The following is a 19,372-nucleotide window of genomic DNA, read 5'->3' on the forward strand; positions in this document are numbered from 1 at the left end:
GGATTGGGGATTGGGGATTGGGGATTCGCAAAAGTCAGGGCGCCTTGCCGTTGCTCTAACGAATCCCCAATCCCGAATCCCCATGGTTAGAACCTAATGGAATATCGTCCGCAAACATTGACTGGTAGGCTTCACGGCCCCCCAATCGGCCACGCGCGGTGATCCAGTTTCAGCGCCTGCACAAGTCTTATTCCGTTGACGGTCGCCAGGTCGTGGCGCTGCATCCCCTCGACCTGCGGATCGGCCCCGGCGAGGTGTTCGGCATCATCGGCCACTCCGGTGCCGGCAAATCGACGCTGATCCGGCTGATCAACCGGCTGGAAGAACCCAGCGGCGGGCGGCTGCTGATCGGCGAGGAGGACGTCACCGCGCTGGACAGCCAGGGCCTGCGCGCGCTGCGCCGGCGTGTCGGGATGATCTTCCAGCACTTCAACCTGCTGTCCTCGCGCACCGTGGCCGGCAATGTGGCGTTTCCGCTGGAACTGGCCGGTACCCCGCGCGCCGAGGTCGATGCGCGCGTGGCCGAGCTGCTGGCGCGGGTCGGGCTGGAGCAGCACGCCGGCAAGTATCCGGCGCAGTTATCTGGCGGGCAGAAGCAGCGCGTGGGCATTGCGCGCGCGCTGGCCACCCGGCCGCAGATCCTGCTGTGCGACGAAGCCACCAGCGCGCTGGACCCGCAGACCACCGCCTCGGTGCTGCAGCTGCTGGCACAGATCAACCGCGAGCTGGGCCTGACCATCGTGCTGATCACCCACGAGATGGACGTGATCCGCCGGGTCTGCGACCGCGTCGCGGTGCTCGATGCCGGCAAGCTGGTGGAAACCGGCCCGGTGACCGAGGTGTTCCTGCATCCGCAGCACCCCACCACCCGGCGCTTCGTGTCCGAGGCCGAACACGTGGACGAGGCCGAGCTGCATCGCGACTTCGCTGCGGTGGGCGGAAGCATCGTGCGGCTGACCTTCCTGGGCAACGGCACCTATGAACCGGTGCTCGGCCGCATCGCCCGTGAGACCGGGGTGGACTACAACATCCTGTCCGGGCGCGTGGACCGCATCAAGGACACCCCGTATGGGCAGCTCATCGTCGCCCTGACCGGTGGCGACCATAACGCGGCACGCGCCGGCTTCGTCGCCGCCGGCGTGCATGTGGAGGATTTGCGCGCATGACCCTGTCGATCGCGACCACCAGCGGGTTTTTCCGCAATCTCGACGCCGGCAAGTGGGGCGACATCGGCCAGGCCACCCTGGACACCCTGCTGATGCTCGCCGGCGCGCTGCCGCTGACGCTGTTGATCGGCCTGCCGCTGGGGGTGGCGCTGTTCCTGTGCGGCGCCCCGCAGCTGCGCCGCCGACCGGTGCTGTACGGCGTGCTCGCGGCAGTGATCAACCTGCTGCGCTCGGTGCCCTTCATCATCCTGATGATCGCGATGATTCCGCTCACGCTGACGCTGATGGGCACCTCGCTGGGTGTGCGCGGCGCAATCCTGCCGCTGGTGGTCGGTGCCGCGCCGTTCTATGCGCGGCTGGTGGAAACCGCCTTGCGCGAAGTGGACCGCGGGATCATCGAGGCCAGCCAGGCGATGGGCGCCACCACCCGCCAGCTGGTGCTGCGCGTGCTGCTGCCCGAAGCCCGCCCGGGCCTGATCGCCGGTGCCACCGTGACCACCATCGCGCTGATCGGTTTCACCGCGATGGGCGGTGCGATCGGCTCCGGCGGGCTGGGCGATGTCGCGTACCGCGAGGGTTATCTGCGCTCGCATTCGGATGTCGCGCTGATCACCGTGATCGCCCTGCTGGTGCTGGTGCAGCTGCTGCAGATGCTGGGCGACTGGCTGGTGGCGCGCTACAGCCGGCGCTGAGGTCTGCCGCGACCGGGTGCCGCGTGGCGCGGAGGGCCACGCAGGCCACACGCGCTTGCGAATCGCCGCTGCACCCGCGGTCTGCTAGGTTTACCTCTTGCGGCAGTGCCGCATTCCTCCTCCCACGGACCCCTACATGAGCACATTCGCGTTTCGTTCCCTCCTGGCTGCGGCCACGCTGGCCCTGGCTTCCTGTGGCGGTAGCGGCGGCAGTAGCGGCGGCGACACGCTGACGGTGGCCGCCACCGCGGTGCCACACGCCGAGATCCTGGAGGTGGTCGAACCGCTGCTGGCCAAGCAGGGCGTCAAGCTGGACGTGCGCGTGTTCAACGACTACGTGCAGCCCAACGACCAGGTCGTGCAGAAGCAGATCGACGTCAATTATTTCCAGACCGAGCCGTATCTGGATGCCTACAACCGCGACCGCAAGAGCCAGCTGGTGACCGTGGTCGGCGTGCATATCGAACCGTTCGGCGCGTATTCGCGCCGGTTCAAGGCATTGGCCGAACTGCCCAACGGTGCCGACGTGGTGATTCCCAACGACCCGAGCAACAACAGCCGCGCGCTGATCCTGCTGGACAAGGCGGGCGTGATCAAACTCAAGGATCCGAGCAACGCCCTGTCCAGCCAGCGCGACATCGTCGAGAACCCCAAGCAGCTGAAGTTCCGCGAACTCGACTCGGCGATGCTGCCGCGCGTGCTCGACCAGGTCGATCTGGCGCTGATCAACACCAACTACGCGCTCGACGCCGGCCTCAACCCGACCCGCGACGCGCTGGCGATCGAAAGCAAGGACTCGCCGTACGTGAACTTCCTGGTCTCGCGCCCGGACAACAAGGACGATCCGCGCGTGCAGAAGCTGGCCAAGGCCTTGACCAGCCCGGAAGTAAAGGCGTTCATCGAGCAGAAGTACAAAGGCGCGGTGTTGCCGGCGTTCTGAGAGCGGCTAATAAACCGACTGCGCTCACCGCCAGGCGGGCGCGGTCGCTGCTCGGCGTCGGCATGCACCACGCGGACACGTCGGTTCCGAGCGCGCCGTCCACGTCCACCTGACGGCCGCGCGCTACGTCGTGCTGGTCACTCCTTGCCGCCACCGAGCATCCGATGCCACTTCTCCTCGCCATTCCGCTGGCCGTGATCATCGCCCTGGCGGTACTCGCGGTGCTGCTGCCGTTGTCGCTGGTGCAGCGCTTCCGTGTCGGTACCGCGCGGCGGCAGGCGCGTGGCTGGCTGTTGATGATCAATCTGGTCTCGGCCGGCCTGTCCACCGTGTTGTTCGTGATCTTCGTACTGATCGCCGCCGCGTTCTGGCCGGGCGCGATCAGCCACGCCGCCTTTGGCTGGGCCTGCGGGTTGGCTCTAGGGCTGCTGGCGTTGCGCCTGACCCGCTTCGAGCGCACCCAGCAGGGCCTGTTCTACCGGCCCAACCTGTGGCTGGTGCTGGCCCTGACCGCGCTGGTGGTGGTGCGCGTGATCGCGGGCATGGTGCAGGGGTGGCGCAGCACCTGGCAGGGAGCGGCCTGGCCCACGGAAGGGTGGCTCAGCCACGCCAGCCTGTTGGGCGCGGCCGGCGTCTTGCTCGGCTACGCGCTGGCCTATGCCACCTTGCTGTGGTGGCGCTGGCGCAGTGCGCGCCTGCGCGGCAGCGTCTACTGGCGGTGAGCTGGCGCGCGTACGTAGCGAATGGCGGTGCTTCACTGGCACTGGCACCACCGGTATCACCCGCACCGGCAATCGCAATCGCACTGGTATGGAAGGGCACGGACGCGGGCGGGCTATCCCTCGCACGCAGCGTTCCCACGCAGATCGCGTGCGAGATTCAGCGCTTCGCAATCGATGCAGCACCGCGCTTTCCTCACGCATAAAAAAACGGGCCTTGCGGCCCGTTTTTGTTCGACTGAAACGTCGCTTGCCTGCGCGTGCTTAGAAGCGCGCGCCGACGCCGAAGCCGACGGTCCACGGATCCAGTTCCAGCTCGCTGCCGGTGCCCTGGCCGCCCACGCGCAGTTCCGGACGCGAACGCATGTAGCGGGCGTCGGCACGTGCGAACCAGGTGGAGTTGATGTTCATGTCCACGCCGACGGTGCCGATGACACCCTTGGCGGTATCCAGGCCCACGTGCTGGCCGGTGGCCGACGCCGCGTCGATCTTCTCGTTGCTGAAGTTCGACTCGTAGTAGCCCACGCCCACGAACGGACGGAACACGTTATCGGCCTGGCCGAAGTGGTACTGGCCGCTGATGGCGATCGGCTGCTGCTCGACGGTGCCGATCTTGCCCACGCCATCGGCGTTGACACGGTGGTTGAACTTGTCGGCGGCGCCCCACAGTTCAACGGCCCAGTTGTCGTTGATGTAGTAGCTGGCGCTCAGCGTCGGCGCCGGGCCGCCATCGACGTCGAGGCCCGGGGCCGGATCGTTCTTTGGCTTGATCAGCGCAACACCGCCGACCACTGCCCAATGCTTTCCGGAGGCGCTGTCGGCGCTGGTGGAAGCCGAGGAGGTATCGCCGGTGTAGGTGGTGTCTTGTGCAAATGCAGACGGGGCAAACGCAAGTGCGGATACGGCAGCCAGGCTCAGGATGGAAATGGCACGCATTGGGGGTCTCCTCAGTATTCTTGTTGGGCCCGTGGAGTGGGCCGCGCCAAAGCTATTCCTGAAAATCTGAATCCACGCCCACCCGTGGCTCGCTAAAATTTCGTTTGTTCAGCAAGTTTCCGGAGAAGGCCGTGGCTGCAATGGGCAAGCTGAAAAAGGCATTCACGCAGATGCGACCGTTGTGATGAAAACCGACATCCTGCAGGGCCTTCCAGCGCACATTCCTAACGATTGCCGTGTCCTGGTGCTCGGCTCGATGCCCGGCAACGCCTCGTTGCAGGCATCGATGTACTACGCCCATCCGCGCAACCGTTTCTGGCCGCTGATGCAGGCATTGCTGGGCATCGATGCCGGGTTGGCGTATCCGGCCCGGCTGCAGGCGCTGGCCGGCTGCGGGATCGGCCTGTGGGATGTGATCGGCCAATGCGCGCGGCGCGGCAGCCTGGACACGGCCATCGTTGCCAGCAGCATCGTGGTCAACCCGCTGGCGGCGCGGCTGGCCACGCTGCCGCAGCTGCGCGCAGTGGCCTGCAATGGCGCGGCCGCCGCGCAGGCATGGCGCCGGCATGTGTGGCCGCTGCTGCCGGGTGCGCTGCATGCAGTGCCGATGTGGGCGTTGCCATCCACCAGCCCGGCCAATGCGGCATGGTCGCTGCCACGGCTGTGCGACGCCTGGCAGCCGCTGCGCGACGCGCTGGATTAGCGAGGTTGGATCGCCACCCACCCACTCCACGATCGAGGCATCCGTGGGGCGAAGGGCGCCGTTGGCGCCAGCTGCCTGCATGCGGCCGGTCCAGCCAGCACGTGTGAGCACCGCAGTGCCGGCCGTGCTGGCGACGGCGCAGCCACCGGCCGGAAGTCATGCCAGCCTCCGGCACGGGCAAGTGCGCCTCCTGCGCAGGCATGCTGCCCCCAACGCATAACGGAAACGACCAGATGGCAATCAAGCACGCACGACCGAGGGCAGCGGGCCTGCTGCTGGGCCTGCTGGTCGCCGGACAAGCCGCCAGCGCCGACGATCTGCACTGCAACGTCAGCAGCGACTACGACCTCACGCTCAACCCGCGCAGCGTGATCCTGATCCGCACCCCGGGTACCTCGGACACGTCGGACATGTCGGGCACGTCGGATACCTCGGGCGCGCCGCAGCGGCTGGTGCTGCGTCAGGGCGCGTTGTTCGTCGACGACCACTGGGTCGCATTGAGTGCAGACGATCGCGCCCGGTTGATCCAGTTCGAGCGGCAGACCCGCGAGGTAGTGCCGCTGGCCCAGGAGGTCGGGCGCGAAGCGGCCGATATCGCCGTCACCGCGCTGGGCGAGGTGGCGGCCGGCTTCAGCCGCAGCCCCGAGGCCACGCGCGTGCAACTGGCGGCCGTGCGCGAAAAGATCGACACGCGCCTGAAGCAGAGCTTCGGGAAAAGCCAGCTGACCTCTATCGATATCGATGACGACATCGGCGCGATGGTGGCCGAGCTGCTGCCGCAGCTGATCGGCGATGTCGTCGCCGGCGCGGTGCAGTCGGCACTGACCGGAAACGATCTGCAGCTGCGGTCGCTGGAGGGGGTGGAAACGCGCATCGAGCGCCTGATCGAGCCGCAGGCGCGTGCACTGCGGCCACGCGCGCAACAGCTGTGCGCACGGGTCGAAGCGCTCGACGGCCTGGACAATGCGCTGGCGTATCGTTTGCCCTCGGGCGAGCCATTGCAACTGTTGCGGGTCGATCGCCACGCGTCGAAATGATCCGGCGCCTGCGCCTGCGAACGCTGCGTCCCGCCCGATGCGCGACTTTTTCCACGGCAATGGTTGGCGCTGCGGGCCGCAGCCGGCCACAATAGGGGTTTCCCCATTCTGTTGCCGGAGTTCCCCGTATGGCCGAAATCAAGGAAGCACTTGTCCCCGATATCGGTGACTACAGCGATGTCCCGGTAATCGAGGTGCTGGTGTCGGTCGGCGATACGGTCAGCAAGGACCAGAGCCTGGTCACGCTGGAATCGGACAAGGCCACGATGGAAGTGCCTTCGTCGGTGGCCGGCGTGGTCAAGGAGATCAAGGTCAAGGTCGGCGATTCGCTGTCGCAGGGCGCGCTGGTCGCGCTGATCGAAGTGGCCGATGCAGGCACCGAGACCGCCGCGGCACCTGCACCGGTCGCCGCTCCCGCCGCCCCGGCCAAGGCCGCTGCCGCGCCGGCGCCTGCCGCCAAGGCCGAGCCGGCCGCGCCCGCCGCGTCTTCGGACGGCGGCCTGGTCGAGGCCCGCGTGCCCGATATCGGCGACTACACCGACATCCCGGTGATCGAGGTGCTGGTCGCCGTCGGCGATACCGTCGCCAAGGACCAGAGCCTGGTCACGCTGGAATCGGACAAGGCCACGATGGAAGTGCCGTCCTCGGCCGCCGGCGTGGTCAAGGAACTCAAGGTCAAGGTCGGCGACACGCTCTCGCAGGGCAACGTGGTGGCGATCATCGCTGCCAGCGATGGCGGCGCCGGTGCGGCGCAATCTCCGGCCAAGCCCAGCACCGACACCGCCGAAACCGCCGGCAAGGTCGAGCCGGTCGCGGTGTCCGCGGTGCCGGACAAGCTGGCCCAGCGCGAGATCGCACAGGTGCAGGGCGCACGGTCCAGTGGGGCCGCGCAGCCTGCGCAGGGCGGCCAGCCGTCCGCCGGCAGCCCGTCCAGCCCGCCGGTGACCTTCGACGCCGACAGCGTGCTGCCGTCCAAGGTGGCCTACGCCAGCCCGGTGGTGCGCGTGTTCGCCCGCGAGCTCGGCGTGGACCTGAACCAGCTCAAGGGCAGCGAAAAGGGCGGCCGCATCACCCGTGAGGACGTGCAGCGCTTCGTCAAGGCCGCACTCAGCGGCGGCGCGCCTGCCGCAGCCGGTGCTGCGCCGGCCGGTGGCGGCAATGGTCTGAACCTGCTGGCCTGGCCGAAGGTGGACTTCAGCAAGTTCGGCGAGACCGAGACCCAGCCGCTGTCGCGCATCAAGAAGATTTCCGGTGCCAACCTGGCGCGTAACTGGGCGATGATTCCGCACGTCACCCAGTTCGAATCGGCCGACATCACCGACCTGGAAGCGCTGCGCGTGGCGCTGAACAAGGAAAACGAGAAGGCCGGCATCAAGCTGACCATGCTCGCCTTCCTGGTCAAGGCCAGTGCCGCGGCGTTGAAGAAGTTCCCCGAGTTCAATGCCTCGCTGGATGCGGCCGGCGAAAACCTGACGTTGAAGAAGTACATCAACATCGGCTTCGCCGCCGATACGCCGAACGGCCTGGTCGTGCCGGTGATCCGCGACGTCGACAAGAAGGGCGTGCTGCAGATCGCGCAGGAAAGCGGCGAGCTGGCCAAGAAGGCGCGCGACGGCAAGCTCGGCCCGGCCGACATGAGCGGCGGCTGCTTCTCGATCAGCTCGCTCGGCGGCATCGGTGGTACCGCATTCACGCCGATCATCAATGCGCCGGAAGTGGCGATCCTGGGCGTGTCCAAGTCGGCGATGCAGCCGGTGTGGAACGGCAAGGAGTTCGCACCCAAGCTGATGCTGCCGTTGTCGCTGAGCTACGACCATCGCGTCATCGACGGCGCGCTGGCCGCACGCTTCACCACCTACCTCAGCCAGGTGCTGGCCGACATGCGCCGCGTCCTGCTGTGAGAGCAGCGCTGCTGACGCTTGCCCTGCTGGGCGTGCTGCCGTGGACATCGGCGGCGGCACGCCAGTGCGAGAGCACGCTCGGGCGCGGCTGGCCGCCGGCGGTGGGCAACTACGGCACCGCGGTGACCACGCTGCTCGACGCCGGTACCAGGCCGAGCCTGGCGTTGCTGACGCTGCCTACCCGCGGCGTGGAAAGCGGGGTGTCGCTGGTGCCGGGCAAGGATGGTGCCGACTGGACCCTGCGGCATAGCCGCGCCGATGAGCGCGTCTACAGCTGGGTCAGCCAGAGCGACCGCGGCAGCGTGCAGTTCCGCACCGAGCAGACCCCGGAAACGGTGGAGATCCCGATCCCGGCGGCATTGGCAGAACGCCTGGTCAGCCACTGGAGCGGCGCACTGACGCAACTGGCGCCAGTCGGCCGCAGCGCGCCGGTAAGCGAGGGCGAGGTGCTGTCGTTCCAGCTCGATGGCGTGCGTTACAGCGGCACCCGCCCCAGCTGCGGTGCCGGCGAGCTGCTGCTGCAGCAGGCCGCGTTGCTGATCGAAGCCAGCGAAAGCAAGCAAAACAAGCGCGACAAGCGCTGGACCCAAATCGAATCGTCGCTGGATGAACTCCAGCAGACGCTTGCCGGCACGGCCGGTTGAGCCACAGGAGAAGCAAATGGCGGTCATTGAAATCAAGGTTCCCGACATCGGCGATTACAGCGATGTCCCCGTCATCGAAGTGCTGGTCGCCGTCGGCGACAGCGTGGTCAAGGACCAGGGCCTGGTGACGCTGGAGTCGGACAAGGCCACGCTGGAAGTGCCGTCCTCGGCCGCCGGCGTGGTCAAGGAGCTCAAGGTCAAGATTGGCGACACCCTGTCCGAAGGCGCAGTGGTCTTGCTGCTGGAAACCGAAGGCGAGGCCGCTGCCGCACCCGCCGCGCCGAAGGCCGAGACCAAGGCCGCTGCGCCTGCTGCGGCCCCCGCAGCTGCCGCGCCCGGCAGCAAGCCGCCGGTGACGCCGTCGCATCGCGCTCCGGCCGAACCGGCGCCGTCCAAGCCGGCACTGGCCAGCGGCAAGCCCGCCGATATCGAATGCAAGATGGTGGTGCTCGGCGCCGGCCCCGGCGGCTACACCGCCGCGTTCCGTGCCGCCGACCTGGGCCTGGACACGGTGCTGATCGAGCGCTACGCCAGCCTGGGTGGGGTCTGCCTCAACGTCGGCTGCATCCCGTCCAAGGCGCTGCTGCATGCCGCCGCGGTGATCGACGAAGTGGCGCATGCCGGCGACTTCGGCGTGGACTTCGGCCAGCCCCAGATCACCCTGGACAAGCTGCGCGAGTACAAGGAAAAGGTGGTCGGCAAGCTCACCGGCGGCCTGGCCAGCATGGCCAAGCAGCGCAAGGTGCGTACCGTCACCGGCGTGGCGTCGTTCGTGTCGCCCAACGAGCTGGAGATCGTCGGCGACGACGGCAAGACCCAGCTGCTGCGCTTCGAGCACTGCATCATCGCCGCCGGCTCGCAAGCGGTGAAGCTGCCCAACTTCCCGTGGGACGACAAGCGCGTGATGGATTCCACCGACGCGCTGGAACTGCACGACATCCCCAACACCCTGCTGGTGGTCGGCGGCGGCATCATCGGCCTGGAAATGGCCACGGTGTACAGCGCGCTCGGCAGCAAGGTCACCGTGGTCGAGTTCATGGACCAGCTGATGCCGGGCGCCGACAAGGACCTGGTCAAGCCGCTGGCCGATCGGCTGAAGAAGCAGGGCGTGGAGGTCCATCTCAAGACCAAGGCCACCGACGTCAAGGCCGACGCCAGCGGCATCACGGTGTCGTTCGAAGCGGCCAGCGAAGGCGACAAACCCGGCCTGCAGGCCACTGCGTTCGACCGCGTGCTGGTGGCCGTGGGCCGCTCGCCCAACGGCAAGAAGATCGGCGCGGAAAAGGCCGGCGTTACCGTCACCGATCGCGGCTTCATTCCGGTCGATCGGCAGATGCGCACCAACGTGCCGCACATCTTCGCCATCGGCGACATCGTTGGTAACCCGATGCTGGCGCACAAGGCCACCCACGAGGGCAAGCTGGCCGCCGAAGTGGCTGCCGGCGAGAAGAAGGAGTGGGTGGCGCGGGTGATCCCGTCGGTGGCCTACACCAACCCGGAAATCGCCTGGGTCGGCGTCACCGAGACCGAGGCCAAGGCCAAGGGCCTGAAGGTCGGCGTGGCCAAGTTCCCATGGGCGGCCAGCGGCCGTGCGATCGGCATCGGCCGCACCGAGGGCTTCACCAAGCTGATCTTCGACGAAGACACCCATCGCATCATCGGTGGTGCCATCGTCGGCGTGCATGCCGGCGACCTGCTGGCCGAGATCGGGTTGGCGATCGAGATGGGCGCCGAGGCCGAAGACATTGGCCACACCATCCATGCGCACCCGACCCTGAGCGAGTCGGTCGGCATGGCCGCCGAGGTCTACGACGGCACCATCACCGACCTGTACATCCCGAAGAAGAAGTAGGCGCCGTTCCGCACGGCCTTGCCGCCGCGTGTGGTGCGGTCGCCGCGGTGGTGAGTCGACGCATGGAGGTCGTGATGGGGCAGGGCAATCTGTGTCCTGAACTGCAGGCGCTGCTGCAGCGCGAACTGGCCAGCGGCAACCGGATCGCCGAGCCGCCGCGGCGGACCGACTGGCCACATCCGGGCTCGGTGTTCGTCTCGCTGAAACGCGACTTGCGCAGCGACGTGGCGTCGCTGCCGGCAACGGTGCAGCATGCGATCTGCACCGATCCGCACTACGGCTGGCATGACGAGTGCTACTGCACCACGCACCAGCATCTGTTGGTAGCGGGTGCGACCAAGCCGCCCTGAGCATGTGTCCGCTGCTGCCATGGGTTGCGGCCGCGTCGGTTACTTGCCACGCATCCCTTAAACGACAGAACCCCGCATCGCTGCGGGGTTCTGCATGAAGCTGCTTTTTCGGGTCCCGGGTTCCGGGGCCCGAAACAATCAGAACGCGAACGTCACGCCGGCCACCGGGCCCTTGAACTCCTGCTTCAGGCCGATCAGGCCGTCGCTACCGCGCTGGTCGACGTCGAGCTTGAACCAGTCGTAGCCGGCGAAGATGCCGAAGTTCTTGGTGAAGCGGTATTCGGCCATCGCGTTGGCACGGCTCAGGTCGCCCGAATAGTCGCCGAAGTCGCCCCAGCTGGTGTTGAGGTACTGGCCCTGCACGTTGAACAGCCAATGCTCGCTCGGACGTGCGGTGAAGCGGATACCGACCACCGGCGCCACGCCGTCTTCGCTTTCGTCCAGCACGTCGCCGGTGAACACGTCGCCCAGGTCGGCATAGGCATTCGCCTCGACCTTGGCGTATTCGGCACCGATCTGCAGGCCCAGGCTGAATTCCGGGGTGTCGACCACGGAGTAGTCATACACCAGGCTCGCCACCTGATACTTGAGCTCGCCCTTGATGAAGCTGCCGCTCGGCACGGTGAAGCCACCGGCGCTGACGCCTTCACCCAGGGTCTCGCGGCGATCCTTGTCGTACTTGAAGTAGTCGAAGATCAAGCGCTGACGGGTGCTCATGCGGAACACACCATCAATGCGCGGCTCCCACTCCTTGCCACCGAAATCGAAATCCTGGTCCAGCGCGATTTCGTTGCCGGCCACCACGGTGTTGCCACGCAAGGTGTTGTCGTTGTCGATGTTCATCGCGCCCAGACGGATCTGGAAGCGGTCATCGGTATCTTCGGCGTGCGCCGGCGCGGCATAGGCGGCAGCCAATACGCACGGGATGGCCAGTGCGAGGAGGTGTTTCATGGGGAGCTCCGATTCTTGGAATGATCAGGCGGTTGGGCCTGTGCCGCGCATCTTCGATAAGACGGCGTCTTCCATAAGTGAAGGAGCTGTCGCATACGCGTGAAGGGCAAGATAGCAATCGGACAAAACGGTCCGCTGCTGCAGGCGCTCCGACATTGGTCGTGCGCTGCGCAGTGGGGCGCCAACGGTGACGCGATACCACCGGCGCCGCGCGGCGACTGCCCCGATTGGACCGCCGATGGGAAGGTTGCAGGGTGCGACAAAATGCGTAAAAAAAGCAGGAGCCCCGGTGGCCCGGGGCTCCCATACGCGACCTGCGGCGGAACCTTTCGACGAGGATGTGCAGGCCTCGGCGGTTATGACCGCCAGTTTGTGGCAAAGTTCCCACCCGCTGTGGCGCCCCCTGTCTGGTGCGCCGCAGCAACGGATGACCTCTGCCGGTTGTCTCGCAATTTGTCCCATTGCTATACTTTCGCGGCTCGACGAGGCGCATCTGCGCTTCCCACTCATTCACACGTAAGGTAACCGTAGTGCTGAACTCCGTTGACGCGGGTCGGCGGTTGATGCTGCGCGCTGCGGTATATCCGCTTGCCGCCGTAGCTATAACCAGTCTGGGGTTGCTGTTGGTCGGTCCCCGTTACTCTGCCGGTCTGGCATTGACCGGGTTTGCGACGGTGCTGGGCGGTTGGGTGGCAGCACGTACCGCGCTAGGTGGCGGTATTCAGGCAGCCGGCATTGCCATGGTCCGGCTGATTCTGGCGATGGTGTTGAAGTGGGTGTTGGTTTTCGTGGCGCTGGCGCTCGGCTTCGGCCTGTGGCGGCTGCCTCCTCTGGCCTTGCTGGCGGGTATCGCCATCGGGCTGATTTTTCAGGTTCTGGCTCTGGCCAGGCGTTGATTCGAACTTAAAGGGCTCCGGACACATGGCGGGCGAGGCAGCAACACCTACCTCCTATATCCAGCATCACTTGCAGAACCTGATCTATCCGGTTCGCGAGGGTGGCGGCACGTTTTGGACCATCCACGTCGACACCCTGGTCATGGCGGTGTTGATGGGCCTGGTCATGGTCCTGGCGTTCTGGACGGCGACCCGCAATGCCACCGCCGGCGTGCCGGGCAAGTGGCAGGCGTTCGTCGAGATCTGCCTGGAGTTCGTCGACCGCCAGGCCAAGGACACCTATCACGGCAGCAGCAAGCTGGTGACGCCGATCGCGATCACCATCTTCTTCTGGATCCTGTTGATGAACCTCATCAAGATGATCCCGGCCGATTTCATCGCCATCCCGCTGGGCTGGGCCGGTATCCACGCCTGGAAGCCGGTGCCGACCGCCGACGTCAATGCCACCCTGGGCATGTCGATCAGCGTGTTCTTCCTGATGATCGTGTTCTCGCTGCGCTCCAAGGGCGTGGGCGGCATGACCAAGGAATTCCTCACGGCGCCGTTCGGCAAGTGGATGATGCCGTTCAACCTGCTCTTGAACATCGTCGAGTGGCTGAGCAAGCCGATTTCGCTGGCGATGCGACTGTTCGGCAACATGTTCGGCGGCGAGATCGTCTTCCTGCTGATCTGGGTGCTGGGCGGTGCGGGCATCGCCGGCATGGTCGCTGGCGGCGTATTCGGCCTCGGCTGGATGCTGTTCCACCTGTTGGTGATTCCGCTGCAGGCCTTCATTTTCATGATGCTGTCGATCGTGTATCTGAGCCTTGCCGAAGACAGTCACTGAGTTTGCTGCACCCTTCATCTGCTTCATCCCGATTCATCCATCACCCTTAGAAACTTTCGTTCGGAGATCACCATGTACCTCGCCGTCCTGACCAACCTCGCTCAAGTCCAGAGCTCCACCGTCCTTGCCGTCGGCATCATGATCGGCCTGGCCGCGCTGGGTGCCGGCCTCGGTCTGGCCATCATGGCTGGCAAGTTCCTGGAATCTGCCGCGCGCCAGCCGGAACTGATCCCGGTGCTGCAGGTCCGCATGTTCATCACCGCCGGCCTGATCGACGCCGCGTTCATCATCAGCGTCGCTGTCGGCCTGCTGTTCGCCTTCGCCAACCCGCTGGCCCAGGTGTTCATCGAACGTCTGTCGCAGGCTGCCGGCTGATCCAGCGGTAGCAGGATGTGGAGGCAACCGCGTGCGGTTGCCCCCGCGGATGAAGGTCGGAAAGCGTCGCCCCGCGGTGGCGCTTTCACCCCTAAACAGCGATTGAGCGACCCATGGATATCACCCTTACCATCTTTGCCCAGGCGCTGGCCTTCGCCGGTCTGATCTGGATCGTCGCGACCAAGATCTGGCCGCCGCTGCTGCAGGCGATCGAAGAGCGTCAGCAAAAGATCGCTGAAGGTCTGGCTGCGGCCGATCGCAGTCAGAAGGATCTGGCGCAGGCGCAGGAAAAGGTCAACGAAGCACTGAAGGACGCACGCACCAAGGCCAACGAGATCATCGATCAGGCCCATGCGCGCGCCAACCAGATCATCGAAGCGGCCAAGCACGAGGCAATTGCCGAAGCCAACCGCCAGAAGGATCTGGCACAGACCGAGATCGACGCGTCCGCCACGCGTGCCCGCGAGGAACTGCGCAAGCAGGTGTCCGTGCTGGCCGTCAGCGGTGCCGAGAAGCTGCTCAAGCGCGAAATCGATGCCAACGCCCACAAGGCGCTGCTCGACGAGCTGGCGGCGGAGATTTAATCGATGAGTCAGGCCCTCACACTTGCCCGTCCGTACGGCCGCGCCGCGTTTGCGATCGCGCGTGAGGGCGGCAACTTCGCGCCCTGGTCCGATGCGCTGGCGTTTTCGGCGCAGGTGGCCGGCGACCCGCGCGTGGCCGCGCTGCTGCTCAACCCGGCCCTGCACCAGGATCAGGCAGTGACGTTGCTGGCACCGCCGCAGGCGAGCGAAGACTATCTGCGTTTCCTCGGCCTGCTGGCCGACGCGCAGCGGCTGTCGCTGCTGCCGGAAGTGGCAGGACTGTACGAACAGCTGCGGGCCGACGCCGAACACGTCGTCAAGGCGACGGTGACCTCGGCGGCTGCAATGAGCCAGGCGGAACTGGACACGATCGCTGCTGCGCTCAAGAAGCGTTTCGGCCGCGAGGTGGACATCACCACCGCGGTGGACGCCTCGTTGATCGGCGGCGCGGTGATCGACACCGGCGACGTGGTCATCGACGGCTCGCTGAAGGGCAAGCTTGCGCGTCTGCAAAGCTCGCTCGCCCACTGAATTCACATAAACGCATGGCCCTCGCGGCCGGCACCTAGGACTGAACGATGGCAACCACGCTCAACCCCTCCGAAATCAGCGACCTGATCAAGACCCGCATCGAGGCGGTCAAGCTGTCCGCAGAGTCGCGCAACGAAGGCTCCGTGACCAGCGTGTCCGACGGCATCGTGCGCATCTTCGGCCTGGCCGACGTGATGCAGGGCGAAATGATCGAACTGCCGAACAACACCTTCGCGCTCGCGCTGAACCTGGAGCGCGATTCGGTCGGCGCCGTGGTGCTGGGCGATTACGAAAACCTGCGCGAAGGCGACGTGGCCAAGACCACCGGCCGCATCCTGGAAGTGCCGGTCGGTCCGGAGCTGCTCGGTCGCGTGGTCAACGCGCTGGGCGAGCCGATCGACGGCAAGGGCCCGCTGGGCGCCACCCAGACCGCACCGGTGGAGCGTGTGGCGCCGGGCGTGATCTGGCGCAAGTCGGTCGACCAGCCGGTGCAGACCGGTTACAAGTCGGTCGATGCGATGATCCCGATCGGCCGCGGCCAGCGCGAGCTGGTCATCGGCGACCGTCAGACCGGCAAGACCGCGCTGGCGATCGATGCGGTGATCAACCAGAAGGGCACCGGCATCAAGTGCGTGTACGTGGCGATCGGCCAGAAGGCCTCGACCGTTGCCAACATCGTGCGCAAGCTCGAAGAGAACGGCGCGCTGGCGCACACCGTGGTGGTGGCTGCGACCGCGTCCGAGTCGGCCGCGATGCAGTACATCAGCCCGTATGCCGGCTGCACCATGGGCGAATACTTCATGGACCGCGGTGAAGACGCGCTGATCGTGTACGACGACCTGTCCAAGCAGGCCGTGGCCTACCGCCAGATCTCGCTGCTGCTCAAGCGCCCGCCTGGTCGCGAAGCCTATCCGGGCGACGTGTTCTACCTGCACTCCCGCCTGCTCGAGCGCGCTGCGCGCGTGTCCGAGGAATACGTGGAGAAGTTCACCAACGGTGCGGTGACCGGCAAGACCGGTTCGCTGACCGCGCTGCCGATCATCGAAACGCAGGCCGGCGACGTGTCCGCATTCGTGCCGACCAACGTGATCTCGATCACCGACGGCCAGATCTTCCTGGAAACCGACCTGTTCAACGCCGGCATCCGCCCGGCCGTGAACGCCGGTATCTCGGTGTCGCGCGTCGGTGGTGCGGCCCAGACCAAGATCATCAAGAAGCTGTCCGGCGGCATCCGTATCTCGCTGGCGCAGTACCGCGAGCTGGCGGCGTTCGCGCAGTTCGCCTCGGACCTGGACGAAGCCACCCGCAAGCAGCTCGAGCGCGGTCAGCGCGTTACCGAGCTGATGAAGCAGAAGCAGTACGCGCCGATGTCCATCGCCAACCAGGCGCTGTCGATCTACGCCGTCAACGAGGGTTACCTCGATGAAGTGCCGGTCAACAAGCTGCTGGCGTTCGAAGAAGGCCTGCACGCGCACTTCGCCAACACCCAGGGCGAGCTGATCTCCAAGATCAACGCCACCGGCGGCTGGGACAACGACATCGAAGCTGCCTTCAAGAAGGGCATCGAAGAGTTCAAGATCACGGGCACCTGGTAAGGGCGTCGGGATTCGGGATTGGGCATTCGGGATTCGTAAGAGCAGTGATTCGGGGATTGGCTAATTCCGAATCCTCGCTCTTAAATCCCAGAAGTTAGGCATCCGGGGTTCTCGGAAGCGGTGAGGCGGGGGGCTTTAGCCAATCCCGACTCCCGATTCCCGAATCCCACTAAGCGAGCGAAGCGAGCGAGTATGGCAGGCGGACGCGAAATCAAAACCAAGATCAAGAGCGTGCAGAACACCCGCAAGGTGACGCGCGCGCTCGAAATGGTCTCGGCCTCCAAGATCCGCAAGGCGCAGGACCGCATGAAGACCTCGCGTCCGTACGCGCAGGCGATGAAGCAGGTGATCGGGCATCTGGCGCAGGCCAGCACCGACTACCAGCATCCGTTCCTGGTCGAGCGTGAGCAGGTCAAGCGGGTCGGCTACATCGTGATCTCTTCGGACCGCGGCCTGGCCGGCGGTCTGAACAACAACCTGTTCCGCAAGATGCTGGGCGAAGTGCGCCCGTGGCAGGACAAAGGTGCCGAGATCGACGTGGTGACCATCGGACAGAAGGCCTCGGCGTTCTTCCGTCGCATCAAGGTCAACATGGTCGGCAGCGTCACCCATCTGGGTGACAGCCCGCAGATCGAGCAGTTGATCGGTGTGATCAAGGTGATGCTGGATGCCTTCGTCGAGGGCAAGGTGGACCGCGTGTATCTGGTCTACAACCGCTTCGTGAACACGATGACGCAGAAGGCCAGCTTCGATCAGCTGCTGCCGCTGCCGGCCGCCGAGCACAAGGTGGCCCACCACGATTGGGATTACCTGTACGAACCCGATGCCGCGACCGTGCTGGAGCACGTGATGACGCGTTACATCGAGTCGCTGGTGTACCAGGCCGTGCTGGAAAACGTGGCCTCCGAACATGCCGCGCGCATGGTGGCGATGAAGGCCGCCAGCGACAACGCCAACAAGATGATCGGCACCTTGCAACTGGTCTACAACAAGGCGCGCCAGGCGGCGATCACCCAGGAAATTTCGGAAATCGTCAGCGGCGCGGCCGCTGTGTAAGAGCAGCCGGGATTGGGGATTCGGGATTGGTAGGAGCGCAGCGGACTGCGCCTTTGCGAATCCCCAATCACGAATCCCAAATCACAAAATTCAACGAGATGGCATCTGCCACTCGGACAAAGCATAGCTAACCGGAGCAGCAAAATGAGTCAGGGCAAGATCGTTCAGATCATCGGCGCGGTCGTCGACGTCGAATTCCAGCGCAATGAAGTGCCGAAGGTCTATCACGCGTTGAAGGTCGATGGCACCGAAATCACCCTGGAAGTGCAGCAGCAGCTCGGCGACGGCGTCGTGCGCACCATTGCGCTCGGCTCCACCGACGGCCTGAAGCGCAACCTGCTGGCCACCAACACCGAGCGCGCGATTTCGGTGCCGGTCGGTGCCGGGACGCTGGGCCGCATCATGGACGTGCTGGGTCGTCCGATCGACGAAGCTGGCGAGGTGCAGGCATCGGACCATTGGGAAATCCATCGCGCTGCGCCGTCGTACGAAGACCAGTCCTCCAGCACCGAGCTGCTGGAAACCGGCATCAAGGTCATCGACCTGATGTGCCCGTTCGCCAAGGGCGGCAAGGTCGGCCTGTTCGGCGGCGCCGGCGTCGGCAAGACCGTCAACATGATGGAACTGATCAACAACATCGCCAAGGCGCACTCGGGTCTGTCCGTGTTCGCCGGCGTGGGCGAGCGTACCCGCGAGGGCAACGACTTCTACCACGAGATGAAAGACTCCAACGTGCTGGACAAGGTCGCGATGGTGTACGGCCAGATGAACGAGCCGCCGGGCAACCGTCTGCGCGTTGCGCTGACCGGCCTGACCATGGCCGAGTACTTCCGCGACGAGAAGGACGCCAGCGGCAAGGGCAAGGACGTGCTGCTGTTCGTCGACAACATCTACCGCTACACCCTGGCCGGTACCGAAGTGTCCGCGCTGCTCGGCCGCATGCCGTCGGCAGTGGGTTACCAGCCGACCCTGGCCGAGGAAATGGGCGTGTTGCAGGAACGCATCACCTCGACCAAGAGCGGTTCGATCACCTCGATCCAGGCCGTGTACGTGCCCGCGGACGACCTGACCGACCCGTCGCCGGCGACCACCTTCGCCCACCTGGATTCCACCGTCACGCTGAGCCGTAACATTGCCTCGCTGGGTATCTACCCGGCGGTGGATCCGCTGGATTCCACCAGCCGCCAGATGGACCCGCTGGTGATCGGCCACGAGCATTACGACACCGCCCAGCGCGTCCAGCAGACCTTGCAGAAGTACAAGGAACTGAAGGACATCATCGCGATCCTGGGCATGGACGAGCTGAGCGAAGAAGACAAGCAGTCGGTGTCGCGCGCACGCAAGATCGAGCGCTTCTTCAGCCAGCCCTTCCACGTGGCCGAAGTGTTCACCGGCTCGCCGGGCAAGTACGTCTCGCTGAAGGACACCATCCGCGGCTTCAAGGCGATCTGCGACGGCGAGTACGACCACCTGCCGGAGCAGGCGTTCTACATGGTCGGCAGCATCGAAGAAGCCGTCGAGAAAGCCAACAAGATGAGCGCCAAGGCGTAACAGCCGGGATTTGGCATTCGGGATTCGGGATTTGGTACGGCGGTGAGCGGGGTGCGGAGACGAGGTG

Annotated in this window: 20 protein-coding genes and 1 other RNA gene; 19 read left to right on the plus strand and 2 right to left on the minus strand. The window is 65.6% G+C overall.

The features are described 5' to 3' along the window. Positions 1–158 precede the first annotated feature (158 nt). The 5 genes from EO174_RS04290 (at position 159) to EO174_RS04310 (ending at position 3,520) form a co-directional block, all read left to right on the plus strand. The gene (locus EO174_RS04290) at positions 159–1,166 is read left to right on the plus strand and encodes a methionine ABC transporter ATP-binding protein (RefSeq protein WP_104583235.1); all 1,008 of its coding nucleotides are present in this window, start codon (positions 159–161) and stop codon (positions 1,164–1,166) included. Then, positions 1,163–1,858 carry a methionine ABC transporter permease gene (locus EO174_RS04295; protein ID WP_104583236.1) on the plus strand — a complete coding sequence of 232 codons (696 nt, stop codon included), beginning with the start codon at positions 1,163–1,165 and terminating at the stop codon, positions 1,856–1,858. The genes EO174_RS04290 and EO174_RS04295 overlap by 4 nt, the downstream gene beginning before the upstream one ends. Before the next feature lie 136 nt (positions 1,859–1,994). Beyond that, positions 1,995–2,798 (plus strand): MetQ/NlpA family ABC transporter substrate-binding protein, encoded by an 804-nt coding sequence (locus EO174_RS04300; protein WP_024940265.1) that lies wholly within the window; start codon positions 1,995–1,997, stop codon positions 2,796–2,798. Positions 2,799–2,860: 62 nt separating this feature from the next. Then, positions 2,861–2,937, plus strand: a non-coding RNA gene (locus tag EO174_RS04305) — sX9 sRNA. A gap of 25 nt (positions 2,938–2,962) precedes the next feature. Further along, positions 2,963–3,520, plus strand: coding sequence for a DUF1453 family protein (locus tag EO174_RS04310; protein ID WP_104583237.1), 558 nt, complete (start codon positions 2,963–2,965; stop codon positions 3,518–3,520). A 261-nt stretch (positions 3,521–3,781) separates the two neighbouring features. On the opposite strand, the gene EO174_RS04315 is transcribed toward EO174_RS04310, so the two are convergent. Then, positions 3,782–4,453 (minus strand): OmpW family outer membrane protein, encoded by a 672-nt coding sequence (locus tag EO174_RS04315; RefSeq protein ID WP_016901022.1) that lies wholly within the window; start codon positions 4,451–4,453, stop codon positions 3,782–3,784. A gap of 184 nt (positions 4,454–4,637) precedes the next feature. Here EO174_RS04315 and EO174_RS04320 point away from each other — a divergent pair, with 184 nt between their 5' ends. From EO174_RS04320 to EO174_RS04345, 6 genes are all read left to right on the plus strand, one after another. Continuing rightward, on the plus strand, positions 4,638–5,156 hold the full coding sequence (locus EO174_RS04320; RefSeq protein WP_126942518.1) for a DNA-deoxyinosine glycosylase: 519 nt from the start codon (positions 4,638–4,640) through the stop codon (positions 5,154–5,156). A 233-nt stretch (positions 5,157–5,389) separates the two neighbouring features. Then, positions 5,390–6,193 (plus strand): DUF2884 family protein, encoded by an 804-nt coding sequence (locus EO174_RS04325; protein ID WP_126942521.1) that lies wholly within the window; start codon positions 5,390–5,392, stop codon positions 6,191–6,193. A gap of 128 nt (positions 6,194–6,321) precedes the next feature. After that, on the plus strand, positions 6,322–8,094 hold the full coding sequence (locus EO174_RS04330) for a dihydrolipoyllysine-residue acetyltransferase (protein WP_126942524.1): 1,773 nt from the start codon (positions 6,322–6,324) through the stop codon (positions 8,092–8,094). Further along, on the plus strand, positions 8,091–8,738 hold the full coding sequence (locus EO174_RS04335) for a hypothetical protein (RefSeq protein ID WP_126942527.1): 648 nt from the start codon (positions 8,091–8,093) through the stop codon (positions 8,736–8,738). The genes EO174_RS04330 and EO174_RS04335 overlap by 4 nt, the downstream gene beginning before the upstream one ends. A gap of 16 nt (positions 8,739–8,754) precedes the next feature. After that, complete coding sequence (lpdA, locus tag EO174_RS04340; RefSeq protein ID WP_126942530.1) at positions 8,755–10,590, plus strand: dihydrolipoyl dehydrogenase; 1,836 nt, start codon at positions 8,755–8,757, stop codon at positions 10,588–10,590. A gap of 62 nt (positions 10,591–10,652) precedes the next feature. Continuing rightward, positions 10,653–10,940 carry a hypothetical protein gene (locus EO174_RS04345; RefSeq protein WP_126942533.1) on the plus strand — a complete coding sequence of 96 codons (288 nt, stop codon included), beginning with the start codon at positions 10,653–10,655 and terminating at the stop codon, positions 10,938–10,940. Between the two features lie 138 nt (positions 10,941–11,078). On the opposite strand, the gene EO174_RS04350 is transcribed toward EO174_RS04345, so the two are convergent. Continuing rightward, positions 11,079–11,891 carry a hypothetical protein gene (locus tag EO174_RS04350; protein WP_164740084.1) on the minus strand — a complete coding sequence of 271 codons (813 nt, stop codon included), beginning with the start codon at positions 11,889–11,891 and terminating at the stop codon, positions 11,079–11,081. A gap of 530 nt (positions 11,892–12,421) precedes the next feature. On the opposite strand from EO174_RS04350, the gene EO174_RS04355 reads away from it, so the two are divergent. From EO174_RS04355 to atpD, 8 genes are all read left to right on the plus strand, one after another. After that, entirely contained in the window at positions 12,422–12,787 is a 366-nt protein-coding gene (locus tag EO174_RS04355; RefSeq protein ID WP_016901016.1) for a hypothetical protein, read from the plus strand. Positions 12,788–12,812: 25 nt separating this feature from the next. Beyond that, positions 12,813–13,613: a F0F1 ATP synthase subunit A gene (gene atpB / locus EO174_RS04360; protein ID WP_039421795.1), complete on the plus strand. Its 801-nt coding sequence runs from the start codon at positions 12,813–12,815 to the stop codon at positions 13,611–13,613. Between the two features lie 72 nt (positions 13,614–13,685). Further along, entirely contained in the window at positions 13,686–13,988 is a 303-nt protein-coding gene (gene atpE, locus EO174_RS04365) for a F0F1 ATP synthase subunit C (protein WP_002814105.1), read from the plus strand. A 113-nt stretch (positions 13,989–14,101) separates the two neighbouring features. Then, positions 14,102–14,572 carry a F0F1 ATP synthase subunit B gene (locus EO174_RS04370; RefSeq protein WP_016901014.1) on the plus strand — a complete coding sequence of 157 codons (471 nt, stop codon included), beginning with the start codon at positions 14,102–14,104 and terminating at the stop codon, positions 14,570–14,572. Between the two features lie 3 nt (positions 14,573–14,575). Further along, complete coding sequence (locus EO174_RS04375; RefSeq protein WP_126942536.1) at positions 14,576–15,103, plus strand: F0F1 ATP synthase subunit delta; 528 nt, start codon at positions 14,576–14,578, stop codon at positions 15,101–15,103. Positions 15,104–15,150: 47 nt separating this feature from the next. Beyond that, entirely contained in the window at positions 15,151–16,698 is a 1,548-nt protein-coding gene (gene atpA, locus EO174_RS04380; RefSeq protein ID WP_126942539.1) for a F0F1 ATP synthase subunit alpha, read from the plus strand. A 192-nt stretch (positions 16,699–16,890) separates the two neighbouring features. Continuing rightward, positions 16,891–17,754: a F0F1 ATP synthase subunit gamma gene (atpG, locus tag EO174_RS04385; protein ID WP_065032896.1), complete on the plus strand. Its 864-nt coding sequence runs from the start codon at positions 16,891–16,893 to the stop codon at positions 17,752–17,754. A 144-nt stretch (positions 17,755–17,898) separates the two neighbouring features. Further along, positions 17,899–19,305, plus strand: coding sequence for a F0F1 ATP synthase subunit beta (atpD, locus tag EO174_RS04390; RefSeq protein ID WP_104649355.1), 1,407 nt, complete (start codon positions 17,899–17,901; stop codon positions 19,303–19,305). The last annotated feature ends 67 nt before the right edge of the window (positions 19,306–19,372 follow it).

The organism is Xanthomonas sp. BRIP62418 (assembly GCF_003993495.1).
GTDB classification, from domain to species: Bacteria; Pseudomonadota; Gammaproteobacteria; order Xanthomonadales; family Xanthomonadaceae; genus Xanthomonas; species Xanthomonas euroxanthea.